Genomic DNA, 15506 nt, shown 5'->3' with positions numbered 1-15506 from the left:
TCCACGGCGCTCGCCTCATCGGCCCGTCGCCGCCGTGGGCAGACGTGCGTCCGCGCCCTGTGCGGACCGACCGTATGACGACGGACCGGTGCGGCGACGTGCAGAGGCCGGAGGACAGACTTTGCCTGAGACTACGATCGAGACGACGACCACCGCGAGCCCGGCAGTCGAGGACCGCACGATGGCGCGCTCCCGCTCCGCCGCACTGGTGCGTCCGGTGCGCACCGTCGCCATCCTCGGCGCCGTCGGCGCACTGGTGGCCGCGATCGCGCTTCCCGCGTTCGCCTCGGCCAGCGGGCCCGCCGACGCCGGCCCCGTGACGGCCGAGCGGCTCGCGGCGGACAACGCGCAGTCGATCGTGGTCGCCTCCGAGGCGACCCAGGCGCCGACGACGCGGGAGCAGTTCATCGCGACCACCCCCGACGAGATCGAGAAGCGCAAGGCGGAGGAGGCCGCGGCAGCGCGCGCCGCCGCCGCGGCGGCCACGGTCTCGTCCAGCTCCCGTCCGTCGATCGCCGGTCTCGCCCTCGTGGCGCCGGGCTCCGGCGCGGTGCGCTACCCCGTGACGAGCTTCACGCCGGGCGAGGGACCCGGATCCGGTCGCGGCCATGAGGGGTGGGACATGATCGCCCCCGAGGGCACGCCGATCTACGCGGCGGCCGCCGGCACCGTGACGGCCTCCGCCGAGAGCATCGGCGGCTACGGCGTCTCGATCATGATCATGAGCAACCTCAACGGCACCATGGTGGAGACCCGCTACGGGCACATGGTGTACGGGAGCCGGATGGTCGAGGTCGGCGATCAGGTCGCGGCCGGTCAGCTGATCGGTCTGGTCGGCAACACCGGGAACTCCTACGGGTCCCACCTGCACTTCGAGGTGCGCATCGGTGGTTCCGTGCTCGATCCCGAACCCTGGCTCGCCGCGAACGCGGGCTGATCCCGTCGTTCCGCTCCCGCATCGGAGTGCGATCCGCGACCGGTGCGAGACCTTTCTGCGAATCCAGGGGTGACACGATCATCACGATCGGGTAACGTCGGGGAGGTCGTCGGCGAGAAGCCCGCCGACGATCACCGTGACGGAGCCTCCCGGTTCGTCACCGCCACGGTTACCCCGAGCACGATGCAGGACGTCGTGCATGCGACTGCGGACGAACCGGCGCACCGCGCCGAGGCCTGGAGGAAAAGCCCTGTGGCTGGAGAACTCGAAAAGACCACGCGCTCCGAGGTGACCCGCTCGACCCGGAGCACGGCCGCCCCCAAGGCCGGACGGTCCGTGGTCCGATCCATCCGATCCGTGTCGATCCTGGCCGCGGTCGGCGCCCTGGTCGCCGCGATCGCCCTCCCGGCGCTCGCCACCGGCACGACCGCGTCCGCCGGCGCATCGCCCGTGACGGCGCAGCAGGTCGCCGCGCACAACGCGCAGTCGATCGTGGTCGCCTCCGAGGCGACCCAGGCGCCGAGCACGCGGGAGCAGTTCACCGCGACGACGCCCGACGAGATCGCGCAGAAGAAGGCGGCGGAGGAGCAGGCGAAGGCGCTCGAAGCGGCGAAGGCCGCCGCTCTCGCCTCGGCCTCGGCGACGACCGCCTCCGTGCGCACGAGCATGCCGTCCATCGCGCAGCCCGGTCAGGTCATCTACCCGATGGTGGCCGGCAGCTACACCCTGAGCGACGGCTTCGGCGCCGCTCGCAGCGGGCGCAGCCACATGGGGCAGGACTTCGCGGCCCCGATCGGCACGCCCATCTACGCGATCGCGGACGGCTGCGTCACCATCTCCCAGGGCGGCTACGGCGGTTACGGCGAGACGGTCGAGATCTCCCACCCGGCGCTCAGCGGCTCGGGCGCCCTCTCCACGCTGTACGGGCACATGAACACCCGCGCGGTCTCGGTGGGCCAGTGCGTCACCGCCGGACAGTACCTCGGCGAGGTCGGCAACACCGGGTGGGTTTCCGGCTCCTGCCTGCACTTCGAGGTGCTGATCAACAACACCGAGATCGACCCGCTCGCCTGGCTCGAGGCCAACGTGCTCTGAGCGGCCTCAGAGCCGACACGGACGCCGTTCACCGGAAGTTCTCCGTGCTGTCGTAGCGGCATGGGTTAGCCTGATTCCGTCGTCGCAAGGGCGGAGGAACACGATGGGACGAATACCGGCCATCCGAACCACGGATGCACTCGGTCGCCTCGTCCTTCGGCATTGCCCGCAGGATCTGCACGGAATCCCCGTGCGCTCACGGCGCTGTCTCTCGTAGACAGCGCCGTTTTCGTATCCAGCGGACCCTCTGCCTGCGCGCGGTCGAGAACCCGGGAAGCCGTCCCGGGCGAATCGAAGGGATGCAGGATGCGCACACTGGTGCTCAACGCAGGGTACGAACCGCTCGCGATCGTGTCGTTCCGACGCGCTCTCGTGCTGGTGATGAACCAGAAGGCCTCTGTCGTCGAATGCGTCGACGACGATCCGGTCTGGGCCGCGAACGGACGCTTCGACCGCCCGGCCGTGATCGTGCTCAGCCGCTACGTGCGGATGCCCAGGACGCGGTATGCGCCGGTGACGCGACGCGGGGTGCTGCGCCGGGACGGCAACCGCTGCGGATACTGCGGGAAATCGGCGTCCACGATCGATCACGTCCTCCCGCGCTCGCGCGGAGGCAAGAACTCCTGGGAGAACCTCGTCGCGTGCTGCCTCCGCTGCAACAACGTGAAGAGCGACCGCACGCCGCAGGAGATGGGCTGGGAGCTGCGCCTGAACCCGGGCCCGCCGCGCGGCACCGGATGGACCGTGCGCGGATCCGAGCGCAGTGACCCGAGCTGGGAGCCGTACCTGGCGATGGCGGCGTAGAGCAGCGCGGCCGATCGTTAGACTGGGAGTGCGCCTTCGTAGCTCAGCCGGATAGAGCGGCCCTCTCCTAAAGGGCAGGTCGCAGGTTCGAATCCTGTCGGGGGCACTCCGCGCAGACATGACGAAAGGGACCGCTCCGAGGAGCGGTCCCTTTCGTGTCGGGGATCAGTGCGCGGCGCGATAAGCCTCGATCACGTCGGCCGGGATGCGGCCGCGCTCGGAGAGCTTGTATCCGTTCTCGCCGGCCCAGGCGCGGATCGACGCGGTCTCCGGGTTCCGGTTCGGACGCTTGGATGCCGAGACCGCGCGCCCGGTCGCCGCGCGCTGGGTGCGTCGTCCGGAGGAGATGTACGGTGCGAGCGCGGCGCGCAGGTCTGCCGCGTGTGCGCTGGTCAGGTCGATCTCATAAGCGGATCCGTCCAGCGAGAAATGCACGGTCTCGCCTTCCCCGACCTCGAGAACGGAACCGTCGATATCGTCGACGAGCTGATGAACGATTTTGCGTGCCATGCTGAAGAATCTACGGGCAGGAAATGCGCAGGGCAATCATTGGAATGCGGAATGTCACGCATGGCCTTCGTCGATGAGTTTCAATCCGACAATGCAGCCGACCAATCCGAGGATCAGAACGATCCGGATCCAGGAAACCGCGGAATCGCCGGTGATCATCGCCCAGATCACCGTGAGCGACGCGCCGATTCCGACCCAGACGGCATAGGCGGTGGCAGTCGGGATCTCCCGCATCGCCCAGCCGAGTCCGAACATGGACGCAGCAAGGCCGATGACGAACACTACGCTCGGCCAGAGTCTGGTGAATCCCTCGGACTTGCCGAGCGCTGTCGCCCATACGGCTTCGCACAGTCCGGAGATGATGAGCACGATCCACGCCATGGCGGGCCTCCTGAGAGCCAGTCTTTTCGCTGTCCGGGTACTGGCCCGCCTCGTCCGGGTGCGCAAACGCGCTGCCTCCAGGGTAGCGAGTGCACCTGAGCAGGAGCAGGGCAGCGCGGGCCCGGGCACTGGCGGCGGCGATCAGGGCATCAGGCCTTCGCGGCGCGCCGCGGCCACGGCGGCGTGCCGCGTCGGGGCGTCCAGCTTCGCCATCGCGGTCCCCAGATACGCCTTGACCGTCGACTCGCGCAGCCCCAGCTCCTCCGCGATCTGCGCATTGGTGCGCCCGAGGGCGGCGCAGGCCAGCACATCCCTCTCCCGCGGGGAGAGGTGCACGTCCGGCGCATTCGGCGGCGAGGCCGGCGCCGAGAGCGCGAGCAGCCGGCGCTCGAGGTCGCCGAGGCGCGTGCGCACCGCCGGATCCTGCACGAGCGCGGCGACGGAGCGCAGCTCGGCGAAGCCCTCCCGCAGGCTCTCGCGCTGAGCGGGGCTCAGTTCCGGCGGGGGAGTGGGGGCGTTCGCCGCGCGCAGGCGGCGCTCCACCTCCTCGCGGATGCGCAGCTCGCCCGCGAGCTCCTCGGCGATCTGCATCGCGGGCGCGGCGGCGACGCCTCCCGCGGGTGATTCGTCCCAGGCACCGGCGTACAGGACGCCGCGCGGTCGGCCCGAGACGACCACGGGGATCGCGAGCAGGGTGCGCAGCCCCTCGCCGAGCACGAAACCGTCGTAGTCGTGGGTGATCTGCCGTGACGAGCCGTAGTCGTGCGTCATGCGCGGGCGCAGCTCGGTCATCGCCCGCCCGCCGAGTCCGCGCTGAGGCTGCACGCGCAGGCCCTCCAGGCTGCGGGTGCGCGAGCCGACGATCGATGTCACCGGCACCTCGCCGCCGGACAGCAGACCGCCGAACGCGACCGGGAACCGGGTGCGGCGGATGAGCTCGCGCACGGCCTGCGCGATGAGATCCGCATCGGATCCGATGGTCTCGAAGGTGCTCACCGACTACCAACTTCCGGGGGTGACGTCCGCGTCCCCGCCTTTCGTAGCGTCGACGCTATCACCTCGGCGCGCATCGGGGCGCGTCGCAGGACACCGATATGAGGCAAGGAGGCCCCAGGTCCGAATCCACTGATGCGCGGCGTTCGCACGCGATCGACTATCTGCAGGTGCAGCAGTCCCCACCGTTCCAGAGATTGCGCAAGGATCACCGGTCCTTCGTGTTCCCGCTCGCCGCACTGTTCCTGGTGTGGTACTTCGTGTACGTGCTGCTCGCGGCATTCGCGCCGGAGTTCATGGCGCAGCGGGTCTGGGGCGACATCACCATCGGGCTGCTGTTCGGGCTGGGCCAGTTCGTGACCACGTTCGCCATCACCATGGGCTATGTCGCATTCGCGAATCGCCGCCTGGATCCGCAGTCCGCGCGCATTCGCGAGACGCTGGAGAACGCGGAGGGCGACGCATGAGCGTCCGCGCCGTCGCCGATGCGACGCTCGAGCAGAGCAATCCGATCCTGAACATCTCGGTGTTCCTCGCGTTCGTCGCGGTGACCCTGTTCATCGTGATCAGGGCGAGCCGCAACAACAGGACCGCCGCCGACTACTACGCCGCAGGGCGCAGCTTCTCCGGGCCGCAGAACGGGTTCGCGATCGCGGGCGACTATCTCTCCGCGGCATCGTTCCTCGGCATCTGCGGCGCGATCGCCGTCAACGGATACGACGGATTCCTCTACTCGATCGGATTCCTCGTCGCCTGGCTGGTGGCGCTGCTGCTGGTCGCCGAGCTCATGCGCAACACCGGCAAGTTCACGATGGCCGACGTGCTGTCCTTCCGACTGCAGCAGCGCCCGGTGCGGATGGCGGCGGCCCTGACGACCCTCGCCGTGTGCTTCTTCTATCTGCTCGCGCAGATGGCGGGCGCCGGAGGCCTGGTCTCGCTCCTGCTCGGAATCAGCGACCGGCTGGGCCAGTCGCTCATCATCGCCGTGGTCGGCGTGCTCATGATCGTCTACGTGCTCATCGGCGGCATGAAGGGCACGACCTGGGTGCAGATCGTCAAGGCCGGCCTGCTGATCGCCGGGGCGGTCGCGATGACGATCTGGGTGCTGGCGTTGAACGGCTTCAGCCTGAACATCCTGCTGGAGAGCGCCGTCGCCGCATCGACGTCCGACCCCAAGGACGCGATCCTCGGCCCGGGGCTGAAGTACGGCGCCAATCCGTGGGACTTCCTCTCGCTCGCCCTGGCCCTGGTGCTCGGCACAGCGGGTCTGCCGCACGTGCTGATGCGGTTCTACACCGTGCCCACGGCCAAAGAGGCCCGTCGCTCGGTGGTGTGGGCGATCTGGCTGATCGGCGTCTTCTACCTGCTCACGCTGGTGCTGGGCTACGGCGCCGGAGCCCTGGTCGGGCCGGAGACGATCACGAAGGCGCCCGGAGGGGTGAACTCCGCCGCGCCCCTTCTCGCGCTCCACCTGGGCGGACCGGTGCTGATGGGCTTCATCTCGGCTGTCGCGTTCGCCACGATCCTCGCCGTCGTCGCCGGGCTCACGATCACGGCGGCGGCGTCGTTCGCGCACAACATCTACGCGAACGTGGTCAAGCGCGGCAGGGGCGGCGACGACGGGGAAGCAGACCCGAACGGGGAGGTGCGCGTGGCACGCCGCACGGTGATCGTCATCGGTGTGCTGGCGATCCTCGGCGGCATCGGGGCGCAGGGGCAGAACATCGCCTTCCTCGTGGCCCTCGCCTTCGCGGTCGCCGCCTCGGCGAACCTTCCGACGATCCTCTACTCGCTGTTCTGGAAGCGCTTCACGACCCGTGGTGCCGTCTGGAGCATGTACGGCGGGCTCGCGGCGGCGGTCATCCTGATCGTGCTTTCGCCGGTGTTCTCGGGGAAGCCGACGTCGTTCCTGCCGGGTGTCGACTTCGCGATCTGGCCGCTCGAGAATCCCGGGATCCTCTCCATCCCGCTCGGCTTCCTCCTGGGATGGCTCGGATCCGTCCTCGACCGCGGCACCGAGGACCGTCGTCTCGCGGCCGAGATGGAGGTGCGCTCGCTCACCGGCTACGGCGCGGAGAAGGCGGTCGAGCACTGAGGCGCGTCCGCCCCGGCGGCCTACACGCCGGGGCGGACGCCGTCCGCGGGCGGGCGATGCGCGGCGGCGTCGGACTCGAGCTCCAGCAGGTACTGCTTGCGCTCGGGGTGGGCGCCGTACTGCCCGGGCGAGCCGTCGGCGCGCACCACACGGTGCACGGGCACGACGATCGAGAACGGTGTGGTGCGGCACGCCGTGCCGACGGCCCTGGCCGCCCCGGGGCTCCCGGCGAGCGCCGCCACCTCGCCGTAGCTCGCGGTCTCGCCCCAGGGGATCTCGCACACCGCCTGCAGGGCCGTCCGGGTGAAGCCGTTCGCGAGCCGCCAGTCCAGGCGCAGCTCCTGGTCGAAGCGGATCGGCTCCCCGTCGAAGTAGGCGCGCAGCAGCTCGTCGATCTCCGCTCCCGCTCCCGGATCCGGCTCCGGCAGCGTGTGCAGCATCCGGGTGATCGCCTCGAGCGCCCACGGGGAGTCGCGGTGCATGCCCTCCGGCAGATCGAAGGCGACCAGTCCGTCATCGGAGAAGACGAGGAGCGCATCCCCGAACGGGGTGTCGGCGAAGTCGTAGCGGAAGCTCATGCCCCCATCCTCGATCACGCCGCCGACGCCGCCGGCGGGGAGCGCGCAAACGGGGGGAAGAAGTCGGAAAAGGCCCGCTGTGGAGGGAGAACGGAGCTGAATCCGGCAAAACCCAGCGGATCTGACGGTTCCACCCGTCCGACACGCCTAGTCTTTGTCGTGTGTGGCGACGTGACGGGAAGAATGCGGAGGACAGGTCCGTGACGCCCAGCGACGTCGATGTGGCAGAACCGGGAGTGCGCGTCGCGCATGCGGCGACGACCGAGCGCGCGCGTCTGAGGGCGGAGGCGGCCGAGCTCGGCGGACCCTCGCCGCTCACCGCGTATCGCGACGTCGCGGCAGCAGGCATCGACATCTCGCGGGCGCATCCGGGGAGCCTGCCGCAGTTCATCACCGGTCGATCGACCCTGCTGTCCAACCTTTTCCGCGACGAGGTGGGTCTGCGCAACGCACGCCTGGCCGCCGACCGCATCACGGCGAAGAACACCGAACTGCGCACGGTGCGCGGCCTCGACGCGGTGCACCTCGCGGTCGGCTTGTGCACCTGGCGCATCGGCGGCGTCGACTACGCCGCGCCGATGCTGCTGCGCCCGCTGGCGATCCGCCGTCACTACGCCGACTACGAGCTCAAGCTGCACGGCCAGTTCTCCCTCAACCCCGAGCTGGTGCGCATCGCGCGCGACCACTTCGGCATCACGATCGACGACGCGCGGCTGGCGGCCCTCGCCTACCAGAACGGCGTGTTCGCCCCGCAGCCCGCGATCGACATGCTGCGCGCGGCGACGAAGTCGGTCGACACGTTCTCGGTGCAGCCGCGCATGGTCGTGTCCACCTTCGCCGACGTGGGCACGGCGATGGCCCGCGACGCGCACGACCTCGACCACCCGATGCTGAACGCGCTCGCCGGTCACGCCGCCGATCGCGAACGCATCAGCGCCCCCGGCCCGACACCCTCGGCGGCGGGGCCCGACGACCGCGCCCCGGCGTCGGACAACCTGCTTCTCGACGCGGACCAGGAGCAGGAGCAGGTGCTCGCCCGCATCGCCGCGGGGCACTCGCTCACCGTCTCCACGCTTCCCGGAACCGGCGGCACGCAGACGGTGATCAACGCGATCGGCGAACTGGTGCGCGCAGGACGGCGCGTGCTCGTGGTCTCGCCGCGGCGCTCCACGCTCGACGGCGTGCGGCACCGGCTGAGCGGCATCGGCCTGGACGGCTTCGCGGTGTCTCCCGCGTCGGTGCGCCGGGATCTGGTGCGCGCGATCGGCCGCAACGAGAAGGCCGCGGCCCCCAAGCTGGCCGAGATCGACGACGCCCTGGTGCGGCTGCGCACCGTTCTGCGCGACTACCGTCGCGCCCTGACCGAGAAGGATCCGGCGCTGGGCGCGAGCGTGCTCGACGCCACCCGCATGCTGACCCGGCTCGCGCTGCTCCCGACGCCGCCGACCACGACGGCCCGGCTCGGACGCACCGCGCTGCAGAACCTCGCCGAGGACCGCACCCGCGCCGGCGAGGCGCTCGCGCAGGCCGCGCGGCTGGGCGAGTTCCGGTTCGGGCCGGACGACTCCCCGTGGTACGGCGTGGTGTTCTCCTCCACGGAGGAGGCGCACCGCGTGCACGCGCTCGCGGAGAGCCTGCACGCCCGCACGGTCCCCGACCTGCTCGAGCAAGGCTACGAGCTCATCGCGCAGACGCGGATGCGCCCGTTCGCGACCATCGCGGAGCTGGGCGAGTACCTGCGCCTGCTCCGGGGCATCCGGGACTCCCTGGACCGCTTCACGCCGGCCGTGTTCGAGCGTCCTCTCGGCGAGCTCATCAAGGCGCACGGCAGCCGGCGCGACGCTCCGGCGATGACCGGGGCCAATCGCCGCCGGCTCCGCCAGCTGGCCAAGGAGTACGTGCGGCCCGGCGCGCACGTCGGCGACATGCACGAGGCGCTCTCGCGCATCCAGGCGCAGCGCACCGAGTGGCAGCGCTACGTCGACGCCGGGGTCGCGCCCGAGATCCCGCTCGGCCTCGCGGACGCCTCGGTCGCCTGGCGGGACGTCGACGCCCAGCTCGCCGAGCTCGACGCGGCCCTGGGGCGGCGCGAGCCGCTCGCCGCGCTTCCGGTGGCGAGGCTCGTGCGCACGCTGGCGGGCCTGGCCGCGAAGTCGGACGTCTTCGAGAACCTCATCGAGCGCGCCCGGATCCGCGACGAGCTGGCCTCGCTCGGCCTGGAGCCGCTGCTGGTCGACCTGTCGACCCGGCACCTCTCGGAGGACCGCGTCGGCGTCGAGCTCGAATACGCCTGGTGGCAGTCGCTGCTCGAGCAGGCGCTGCGGCAGAACCGCTCGCTGCTGGGGGCGAACACGTCCGTCGTCGACCAGCTGGAGCGCGACTTCCGCCTCGTGGACGAGGCGCACGCCGGAGCCGCCGGGCCGCTGCTGGCCTGGCAGCTGAGCGGGCAGTGGAAGATCGCGATCGTCGACGAGGCGACGGAGGCGCAGAACCTCCGCCACGCGCTCACGCAGCACCGCACCACGGTCGCCGAGCTGGTGGCCGCGGCCCCGACCCTCATGCGGGTGCTCGCGCCCGTCTGGATCGCGTCGCCGTACCAGGTGCCCGAACTGCCCGACTCCGTCGAGTTCGACACCGTGATCCTGGTCGACGCCGCCGCGATCAACCTGGCCGAGGCGACGCCCGCGATCCGGCGGGCGCGCCAGATCGTCGCGTTCGGCGATCCCGTGCTGCAGAAGCCGACGCCCTTCCAGGTCGCGACGGTGCCCGCCGACGACCGGGACGAGGAGGAGCCCTTCGACGAGGTGTCGGTGTTCGAGCGCCTCTCTGAGCTCCTCCCCGTCGTCACGCTCACCCGCAGCTACCGCGCGGGGGGAGAGGACCTCGCCTCGCTCATCAACGACGCGTTCTACGGCGGCGAGATCGTGTCGCTGCCGTGGGCCGGCTCGTACCTCGGCCGCGGGTCGCTCACGGTCGACTACGTCGAGGGCGGCGTGGGGATCCCGAACCCCGACACCGGCGCGATGGAGAGCCCCGAGGCCGAGGTCGCGCGCGTGGTCACGCTCGTCGTGGAGCACGCGGTGCACCGCCCCACCGAGTCCCTCATGGTGGTGACGGCGAGCCGCACGCACGCGGAGCGCGTGTTCGCCGCCGTGTCGGTCGCCTTCGCCGGGCGTAGCGACGTCGCCGAGTTCGTGGGCAGGGACACCCAGGAGCCGTTCATCGTGCTGACGCTGGAGGAGGCGGCCGCGGAGAGTCGCGACCGCGTGATCTTCTCCCTCGGCTTCGGCGTCACCAAGCACGGCCGGGTTCTCAGCGACTTCGGCGACCTTTCCTCGCCCGACGGCGACCGCCTGCTCACGATCGGGATGACCCGGGCTCGCCGGTCGATGGTGATCGTCTCCTCGATCCGCCCCTCGTCGTTCGACGAGGGCCGTCTCGATCACGGCGCCGCCACGCTCATGTCGATCCTCGGCGGTCTCGCGGGCCACGCGCGCGAGGAGCGCGCGGAGGACCAGGCGGATCCGCTCACGCTGGCCCTCGCCCGTGAGCTGCGCCGCCTGGGCATCGCCGTCGACGTCGACTATCGCGGCCTGCTGCCCCTGGTCGCCCAGCACGCGGGCAAGGCCGTGGTGATCGAGCCGGATCCGGAGTCGCGACCCGAGTCGCTGCGCGAGACGCTGCGCCTGCGCCCGCAGGTGCTGCGGCGCCTGGGCTGGCACTACATCCGCGTGCACGCGTTCGACCTGTACAGCGACCCGGCCGGGGTGGCCCGCCGCATCGGCGCCGTGCTCGGAGTCCCGCTGGACGCGCCGCGCGTCGATGGAGACACGCAACCCCTCGACGTCGACGATGCCTGACGATCCTGACCCGCAGCCGCGGGCCGACGCCACCGATTCCCGTCAGCGGGTCGTGCGGGTGCGCGGGTCGCGGCGCGCGAGACTGACCCCCGCACCGGGGACGCACGCCGAACCCGACGAGCGCGATCGCGACGGCTCCGCGCCCGCGACGGGGACCGGCGGCCCCAACGACGACCGCATGCGCCGCGAGGTGCCGCCGCACTACTGACCGTGCGTCCCGAGACGACGACGCCCCGGTCGCCACGAGGGCGCCGGGCGTCGAGGATGCAGGTCAGGCCGACTTCTGCTTCTCGAGCAGATCGCGGATCTGGATCAGCAGCTCCTGCTCGCTGGGCAGGGCTTCGGGCTCCTCCGTCACGCCGGCCTTCGCGGCCCGGCGCTGGTTGAAGTGGTTCATCGGCATCACGAACGCGAAGTAGATGACGACGGCGACGGCGAGGAAGTTGATGACGGCCCCGATGATCGAGCCGTAGGCGAAGGTGGTGGTGGTGCCCTGCAGGTTGGGGACCTCCCAGACCAGGTGGTTGAGATCCTGTGCGCTGAAGAACAGGGCGATGAGCGGGTTGATGAGTCCCTTGACGATCGCGTCGACGATGGCCGAGAACGCCGCCCCGATGACGACCGCGACGGCCAGGTCGATGACATTGCCGCGGAGGATGAACTCCTTGAAGCCCTTGATCATTGTTCTTTCTCTCCCCTGAAAGGTCGGCCTAGGATCCCGAGGCCGGTGCGGAGGCGGGCGCCGGCTTGGCGCTCGCCGTCGATTCCGCCTTCGATGATGCACCCGAGGAGGACGACGAGCCGGATCCGGACCGCGAGTCGGTGCGATAGAAGCCGGAGCCGTTGAACGTCACGCCGATCGATCCGTACTCCTTGCGGAGCCGCCCGTGGCACTCGGGGCACTCGGTGAGCGCGCTGTCGGAGAACGACTGCACGGCGTCGAAGCGGTGGCCGCAGGCGGTGCAGGCGTAGGAGTAAGTGGGCATGGGGCCTCGCAGGGTCTCGGTGAGGAAGGGTCAGGTCAGGGGGAAGACGACGGTGCGCTCGGGCGTGACCGCGCCGGTGACCGGCTGGTCGTGCACATCCCGGGGGACCTCGTCGAGGATCTCGGAGTCGAACACGACGGCGTACGCGGGCGGGCACTTCTGCATCGAGCCGAGCGTGCGGTCGAAGTACCCGCGGCCCCAGCCCATGCGCATCCCGGTGCGGTCAACGGCGGCCGCGGGGACCAGGAGCAGGTCGACCTCGTCGAGCGCCATGGGGTTCAGGATCTCGCCGGTCGGCTCGGGCAGACCGTGCAGCCCGGTCGTGATCTCGTCCTCGTCGCCGGCGACGGCCCAGTCCAGCAGGCCGTCCTCGCGGGTGATGGGCAGCAGCACCCGGATCCCGCGCGCGACGGCCTCCCGGATGAAGGTGCGGGTGCCGGGCTCGGTCGTGGTGGACAGGAAGCACGAGACCGAGCGGGCGCCGGTCGTCGCGACCAGATCGTTCAGACGTGCCGTGAGGGCCGCCTCCGCCGCAGCCCGCTGCGCGTCGGACAGCAGCGCGCGACGCTCGCGCAGGTCGGCGCGCAGCGCGCGTTTCGCATGGTCGATGGCGCCCGGCATGGCCCCGATTCTACCGGCGGGGCGCACGTGCGGACGCGAGGCGATCCGCGCCGTCCGCGCTGTACGCAGGGTTCGACGCGCGCGACGCGCCCTAAGCTGAGCAGATGACGAAGGCACGCATCAAGGCCGTGATCCCTGCGGCGGGTCTGGGCACGCGGTTCCTCCCGGCCACGAAGGCGATGCCCAAGGAGATGCTGCCCGTCGTCGACAAGCCGGCGATCCAGTACGTCGTCGAGGAGGCGGTGGCCGCGGGCATCGAGGACATCCTCGTGATCATCGGCCGGAACAAGAACGCGATCTCGAACCACTTCGACTCCGTCCCCGAGCTCGAGGGCAAGCTGAGCCAGAAGGGCGACCACAGCCGACTGGCTCGCGTCGTCGCATCCAGCGACCTGGCGGACATCCACTATCTGCGTCAGGGCGAGCCCAAGGGACTGGGGCACGCCGTGCTCCGCGCCCGCACCCACGTCGGCGACAGCTCGTTCGCGGTGCTCCTCGGCGACGACCTCATGGACGAGCGCGATCCCCTGCTCACCGAGATGATCGCCGAGCACGAGCGCTCCGGCGCGGCCGTGATCGCGCTCATGGAGGTGGAGCCGGAGCAGATCCACCTCTACGGCACGGCGGCCGTCGACGGGATCCCCGAGGGCGCACCGGACCACGTCCGCCACGTGACGGGGCTGGTCGAGAAGCCGGCACGCGAGGAGGCGCCGTCGAACCTGGCCGTGATCGGCCGGTACGTGCTGCCCGCGGCCGTCTTCGACATCCTGGAGCGCACCCCGCCGGGCAAGGGAGGGGAGATCCAGCTCACGGACGCGCTGCAGGAGCTGGCCGCCGACCCGGACGGCCCGGGCGTGCACGGCCTGATCTTCCGCGGCCGCCGTTACGACACCGGCGATCGCCTCGAGTACATCAAGGCGATCGTGCAGCTGGCCGCCGACCGCGACGACCTCGGGCCGGACCTGCGCGTCTGGCTCAAGGAGTTCGCCGAGGGGATCTGAGCGGCTCGTGGACATCTCGGCCCCGATGCGGCACGGACCGGTGGAGCTGCGGCTGATCCGGCCGAAGGACGCGCGCCCGCTGCAGCATGAGCTGGTCACGAACCGGCGCTGGCTGCAGCCGTGGGAGGCGACGCTGCCCGGCCTGCAGACCGGCATCGACATGCGGGTCAGCATCCGCCGTCTGCTGCAGCAGTACCGCGACGGCACCGGCTACCCGTTCGTGATGGAGTATGACGGGGTCATCGCCGGCCAGCTCAACATCTGGGGCGTGATGCGGGGCTCGCTGTGCTCCGCGACCATCGGCTACTGGGTGAGCGAGCGTTTCGCGGGGCACGGGATCACCCCGGCGGCGGTCGCGATGGCGACCGATCTCGCCTTCACGGACCTCGGGCTGCACCGCATCGAGATCTGTCTGCGCCCGGAGAACCGGCCGAGTCTGCGCGTCGTGCAGAAGCTCGGCTTCCGCTACGAGGGGCTGCGACGCCGGTTCATCCACATCGACGGCGACTGGCGCGACCACCTCGCGTTCTCGCTCGTGCGCGAGGACGTGCCGGGCGGTGTGCTCAACCGGTGGACCGAGGGGCGCGTCCCGGCCGACTGGGCGGCGGTGCCGCCGACCGACCTGCCGCACACGGATCTGCCGCTCTGACCCGCTCCCGCTCGGCCGCTCCGGGCCGCGGGGCTCAGGCGGACGGATCCGACACGGCAGGATCCGGCATCGCCGGCTCGGCCGCGGGACGTCGGATCCCGATCCAGGACACGATCCCGCCGATCGCGAAGAGCGCAGCCGTGACGAGCGTGGCCGTGTGGAAGCCCGCGAGGTTCAGCGTGCCGCCCACGATCGTGGACAGCATCGCGACGACGAGGAGCCCGGCCACACGCGACACGGCGTTGTTGACCGCCGAGGCGATGCCGGATCGGCTCTCGTCGATCGAGCCGAGGATCGCCGAGGTGAGGGGCGCGACCGTGACGGAGAGCCCCACGCCGAGCACGATCATCGCCGGGAGCACCTGCCACCAGTAGTCGAACTGCTCGGCGACGAGCAGGAGCAGGAGCACCCCCGCGGCCATGATCAGCGGACCGGCGGCCATGAACAGCCGGGGTCCGAGACGCCCGGCCAGCCGGCCGGCGCGGGAGCTGAGCAGGATCATCAGGATCGTGATGGGCAGGCTGGCCAGCCCCGCCTCGGTGGCCTTGAGCCCCGCGCCCTGCTGCAGGTAGACGCCGAGCACGAAGCCGTTCAGCGACAGCGCCGCATACACGAACAGGGTGGCCAGATTGCCCCAGGCGAAATTGCGCACCCGGAACAGCGACAGCGGCATGAGCGGCTGCGGACGCCGCTGCCGCAGCAGGAACAGGGCCAGCAGGGCGGCGCCGCCGATCCCGGTGAGGAGGATGGCGGGGGACGACCAGCCCTGGTGCGGCTGCTCGATGAGCGCGTAGACCACACCGCCGAGGCCGATCGCGCATAGCGCGCCGCTGAGCCAGTCGACCCGCACCGTGCGCGGGGGGTCGGGCAGATGCAGGCGGGACAGCAGCACCAGCGTCACCGCGATCGGCAGCACGTTGATGAGGAACACGAAGCGCCAGGAGAGCAGGTCGACGAACAGGCCGCCGAGGAGCGGGCCCACGAGCTGCGCGGCGG

The 15506-nt window shown here is 70.8% G+C and carries 17 protein-coding genes, 1 tRNA gene and 1 riboswitch; of the genes, 10 read left to right on the top strand and 8 right to left on the bottom strand.

The window, feature by feature from the left end:
- Positions 1-121: 121 nt before the first annotated feature.
- The 4 genes from RL72_RS09635 to RL72_RS09620 all read left to right on the top strand — a co-directional run bounded on the left by RL72_RS09635 (position 122) and on the right by RL72_RS09620 (position 2942).
- Positions 122-937: a M23 family metallopeptidase gene (locus RL72_RS09635; protein ID WP_248700438.1), complete on the top strand. Its 816-nt coding sequence runs from the start codon at positions 122-124 to the stop codon at positions 935-937.
- A 252-nt stretch (positions 938-1189) separates the two neighbouring features.
- Positions 1190-2032 carry a M23 family metallopeptidase gene (locus RL72_RS09630; RefSeq protein ID WP_052674309.1) on the top strand — a complete coding sequence of 281 codons (843 nt, stop codon included), beginning with the start codon at positions 1190-1192 and terminating at the stop codon, positions 2030-2032.
- Between the two features lie 306 nt (positions 2033-2338).
- On the top strand, positions 2339-2836 hold the full coding sequence (locus RL72_RS09625; RefSeq protein WP_045250623.1) for an HNH endonuclease: 498 nt from the start codon (positions 2339-2341) through the stop codon (positions 2834-2836).
- 32 nt (positions 2837-2868) lie between these two features.
- Positions 2869-2942: transfer RNA gene (locus RL72_RS09620), tRNA-Arg, on the top strand.
- A 59-nt stretch (positions 2943-3001) separates the two neighbouring features.
- Here RL72_RS09620 and RL72_RS09615 read toward each other — a convergent pair.
- The 3 genes from RL72_RS09615 to RL72_RS09605 form a co-directional block, all read right to left on the bottom strand.
- A complete protein-coding gene (locus RL72_RS09615; RefSeq protein WP_045250622.1) occupies positions 3002-3346 on the bottom strand; it encodes a histone-like nucleoid-structuring protein Lsr2 in 345 nt (114 codons plus the stop codon).
- Between the two features lie 54 nt (positions 3347-3400).
- The gene (locus tag RL72_RS09610; protein WP_045250621.1) at positions 3401-3727 is read right to left on the bottom strand and encodes a DMT family transporter; all 327 of its coding nucleotides are present in this window, start codon (positions 3725-3727) and stop codon (positions 3401-3403) included.
- Between the two features lie 11 nt (positions 3728-3738).
- A riboswitch (guanidine-III (ykkC-III) riboswitch) is annotated at positions 3739-3804 on the bottom strand.
- A gap of 64 nt (positions 3805-3868) precedes the next feature.
- The gene (locus RL72_RS09605) at positions 3869-4723 is read right to left on the bottom strand and encodes a LuxR C-terminal-related transcriptional regulator (protein ID WP_045250620.1); all 855 of its coding nucleotides are present in this window, start codon (positions 4721-4723) and stop codon (positions 3869-3871) included.
- A gap of 98 nt (positions 4724-4821) precedes the next feature.
- Between RL72_RS09605 and RL72_RS09600 the strand changes: the two genes are divergently transcribed.
- Positions 4822-5187 (top strand): DUF485 domain-containing protein, encoded by a 366-nt coding sequence (locus tag RL72_RS09600; RefSeq protein WP_045250619.1) that lies wholly within the window; start codon positions 4822-4824, stop codon positions 5185-5187.
- Positions 5184-6815, top strand: coding sequence for a solute symporter family protein (locus RL72_RS09595; RefSeq protein WP_045250618.1), 1632 nt, complete (start codon positions 5184-5186; stop codon positions 6813-6815). Before RL72_RS09600 ends, RL72_RS09595 begins: the two co-directional genes overlap by 4 nt.
- A gap of 20 nt (positions 6816-6835) precedes the next feature.
- On the opposite strand, the gene RL72_RS09590 is transcribed toward RL72_RS09595, so the two are convergent.
- A complete protein-coding gene (locus RL72_RS09590; RefSeq protein ID WP_045250617.1) occupies positions 6836-7393 on the bottom strand; it encodes a methylated-DNA--[protein]-cysteine S-methyltransferase in 558 nt (185 codons plus the stop codon).
- A 200-nt stretch (positions 7394-7593) separates the two neighbouring features.
- Between RL72_RS09590 and RL72_RS09585 the strand changes: the two genes are divergently transcribed.
- Both RL72_RS09585 and RL72_RS09580 read left to right on the top strand, forming a co-directional pair.
- A complete protein-coding gene (locus RL72_RS09585) occupies positions 7594-11253 on the top strand; it encodes an ATP-binding protein (protein WP_175491276.1) in 3660 nt (1219 codons plus the stop codon).
- On the top strand, positions 11246-11461 hold the full coding sequence (locus RL72_RS09580) for a hypothetical protein (protein WP_045250615.1): 216 nt from the start codon (positions 11246-11248) through the stop codon (positions 11459-11461). Before RL72_RS09585 ends, RL72_RS09580 begins: the two co-directional genes overlap by 8 nt.
- A 63-nt stretch (positions 11462-11524) precedes the next feature.
- On the opposite strand, the gene mscL is transcribed toward RL72_RS09580, so the two are convergent.
- Genes mscL through RL72_RS09565 form a run of 3 tightly spaced genes read right to left on the bottom strand, consistent with a single transcriptional unit; the run spans position 11525 to position 12860 of the window.
- Positions 11525-11935 (bottom strand): large conductance mechanosensitive channel protein MscL, encoded by a 411-nt coding sequence (mscL, locus tag RL72_RS09575; RefSeq protein ID WP_045250614.1) that lies wholly within the window; start codon positions 11933-11935, stop codon positions 11525-11527.
- Positions 11936-11963: 28 nt separating this feature from the next.
- A complete protein-coding gene (locus tag RL72_RS09570) occupies positions 11964-12239 on the bottom strand; it encodes an FmdB family zinc ribbon protein (RefSeq protein ID WP_045250613.1) in 276 nt (91 codons plus the stop codon).
- Positions 12240-12269: 30 nt separating this feature from the next.
- Entirely contained in the window at positions 12270-12860 is a 591-nt protein-coding gene (locus RL72_RS09565; protein WP_045250612.1) for a 5-formyltetrahydrofolate cyclo-ligase, read from the bottom strand.
- A gap of 104 nt (positions 12861-12964) precedes the next feature.
- Here RL72_RS09565 and galU point away from each other — a divergent pair, with 104 nt between their 5' ends.
- Together galU and RL72_RS09555 are read left to right on the top strand one after the other, a co-directional pair.
- The gene (gene galU, locus RL72_RS09560; RefSeq protein ID WP_045250611.1) at positions 12965-13861 is read left to right on the top strand and encodes a UTP--glucose-1-phosphate uridylyltransferase GalU; all 897 of its coding nucleotides are present in this window, start codon (positions 12965-12967) and stop codon (positions 13859-13861) included.
- 25 nt (positions 13862-13886) lie between these two features.
- On the top strand, positions 13887-14510 hold the full coding sequence (locus tag RL72_RS09555; RefSeq protein WP_045250693.1) for a GNAT family N-acetyltransferase: 624 nt from the start codon (positions 13887-13889) through the stop codon (positions 14508-14510).
- A gap of 34 nt (positions 14511-14544) precedes the next feature.
- Here the strand turns inward: RL72_RS09555 and RL72_RS09550 are convergent.
- Positions 14545-15506: MFS transporter (locus RL72_RS09550; protein WP_045250610.1), on the bottom strand; the 962-nt coding region annotated here is incomplete at its 5' end.

Source organism: Microbacterium azadirachtae, assembly GCF_000956545.1.
Lineage (GTDB): Bacteria > Actinomycetota > Actinomycetes > Actinomycetales > Microbacteriaceae > Microbacterium > Microbacterium azadirachtae.
Note: the sequence above shows the minus strand (reverse complement) of the source record. Positions and strands in the feature narration are given on the sequence as shown.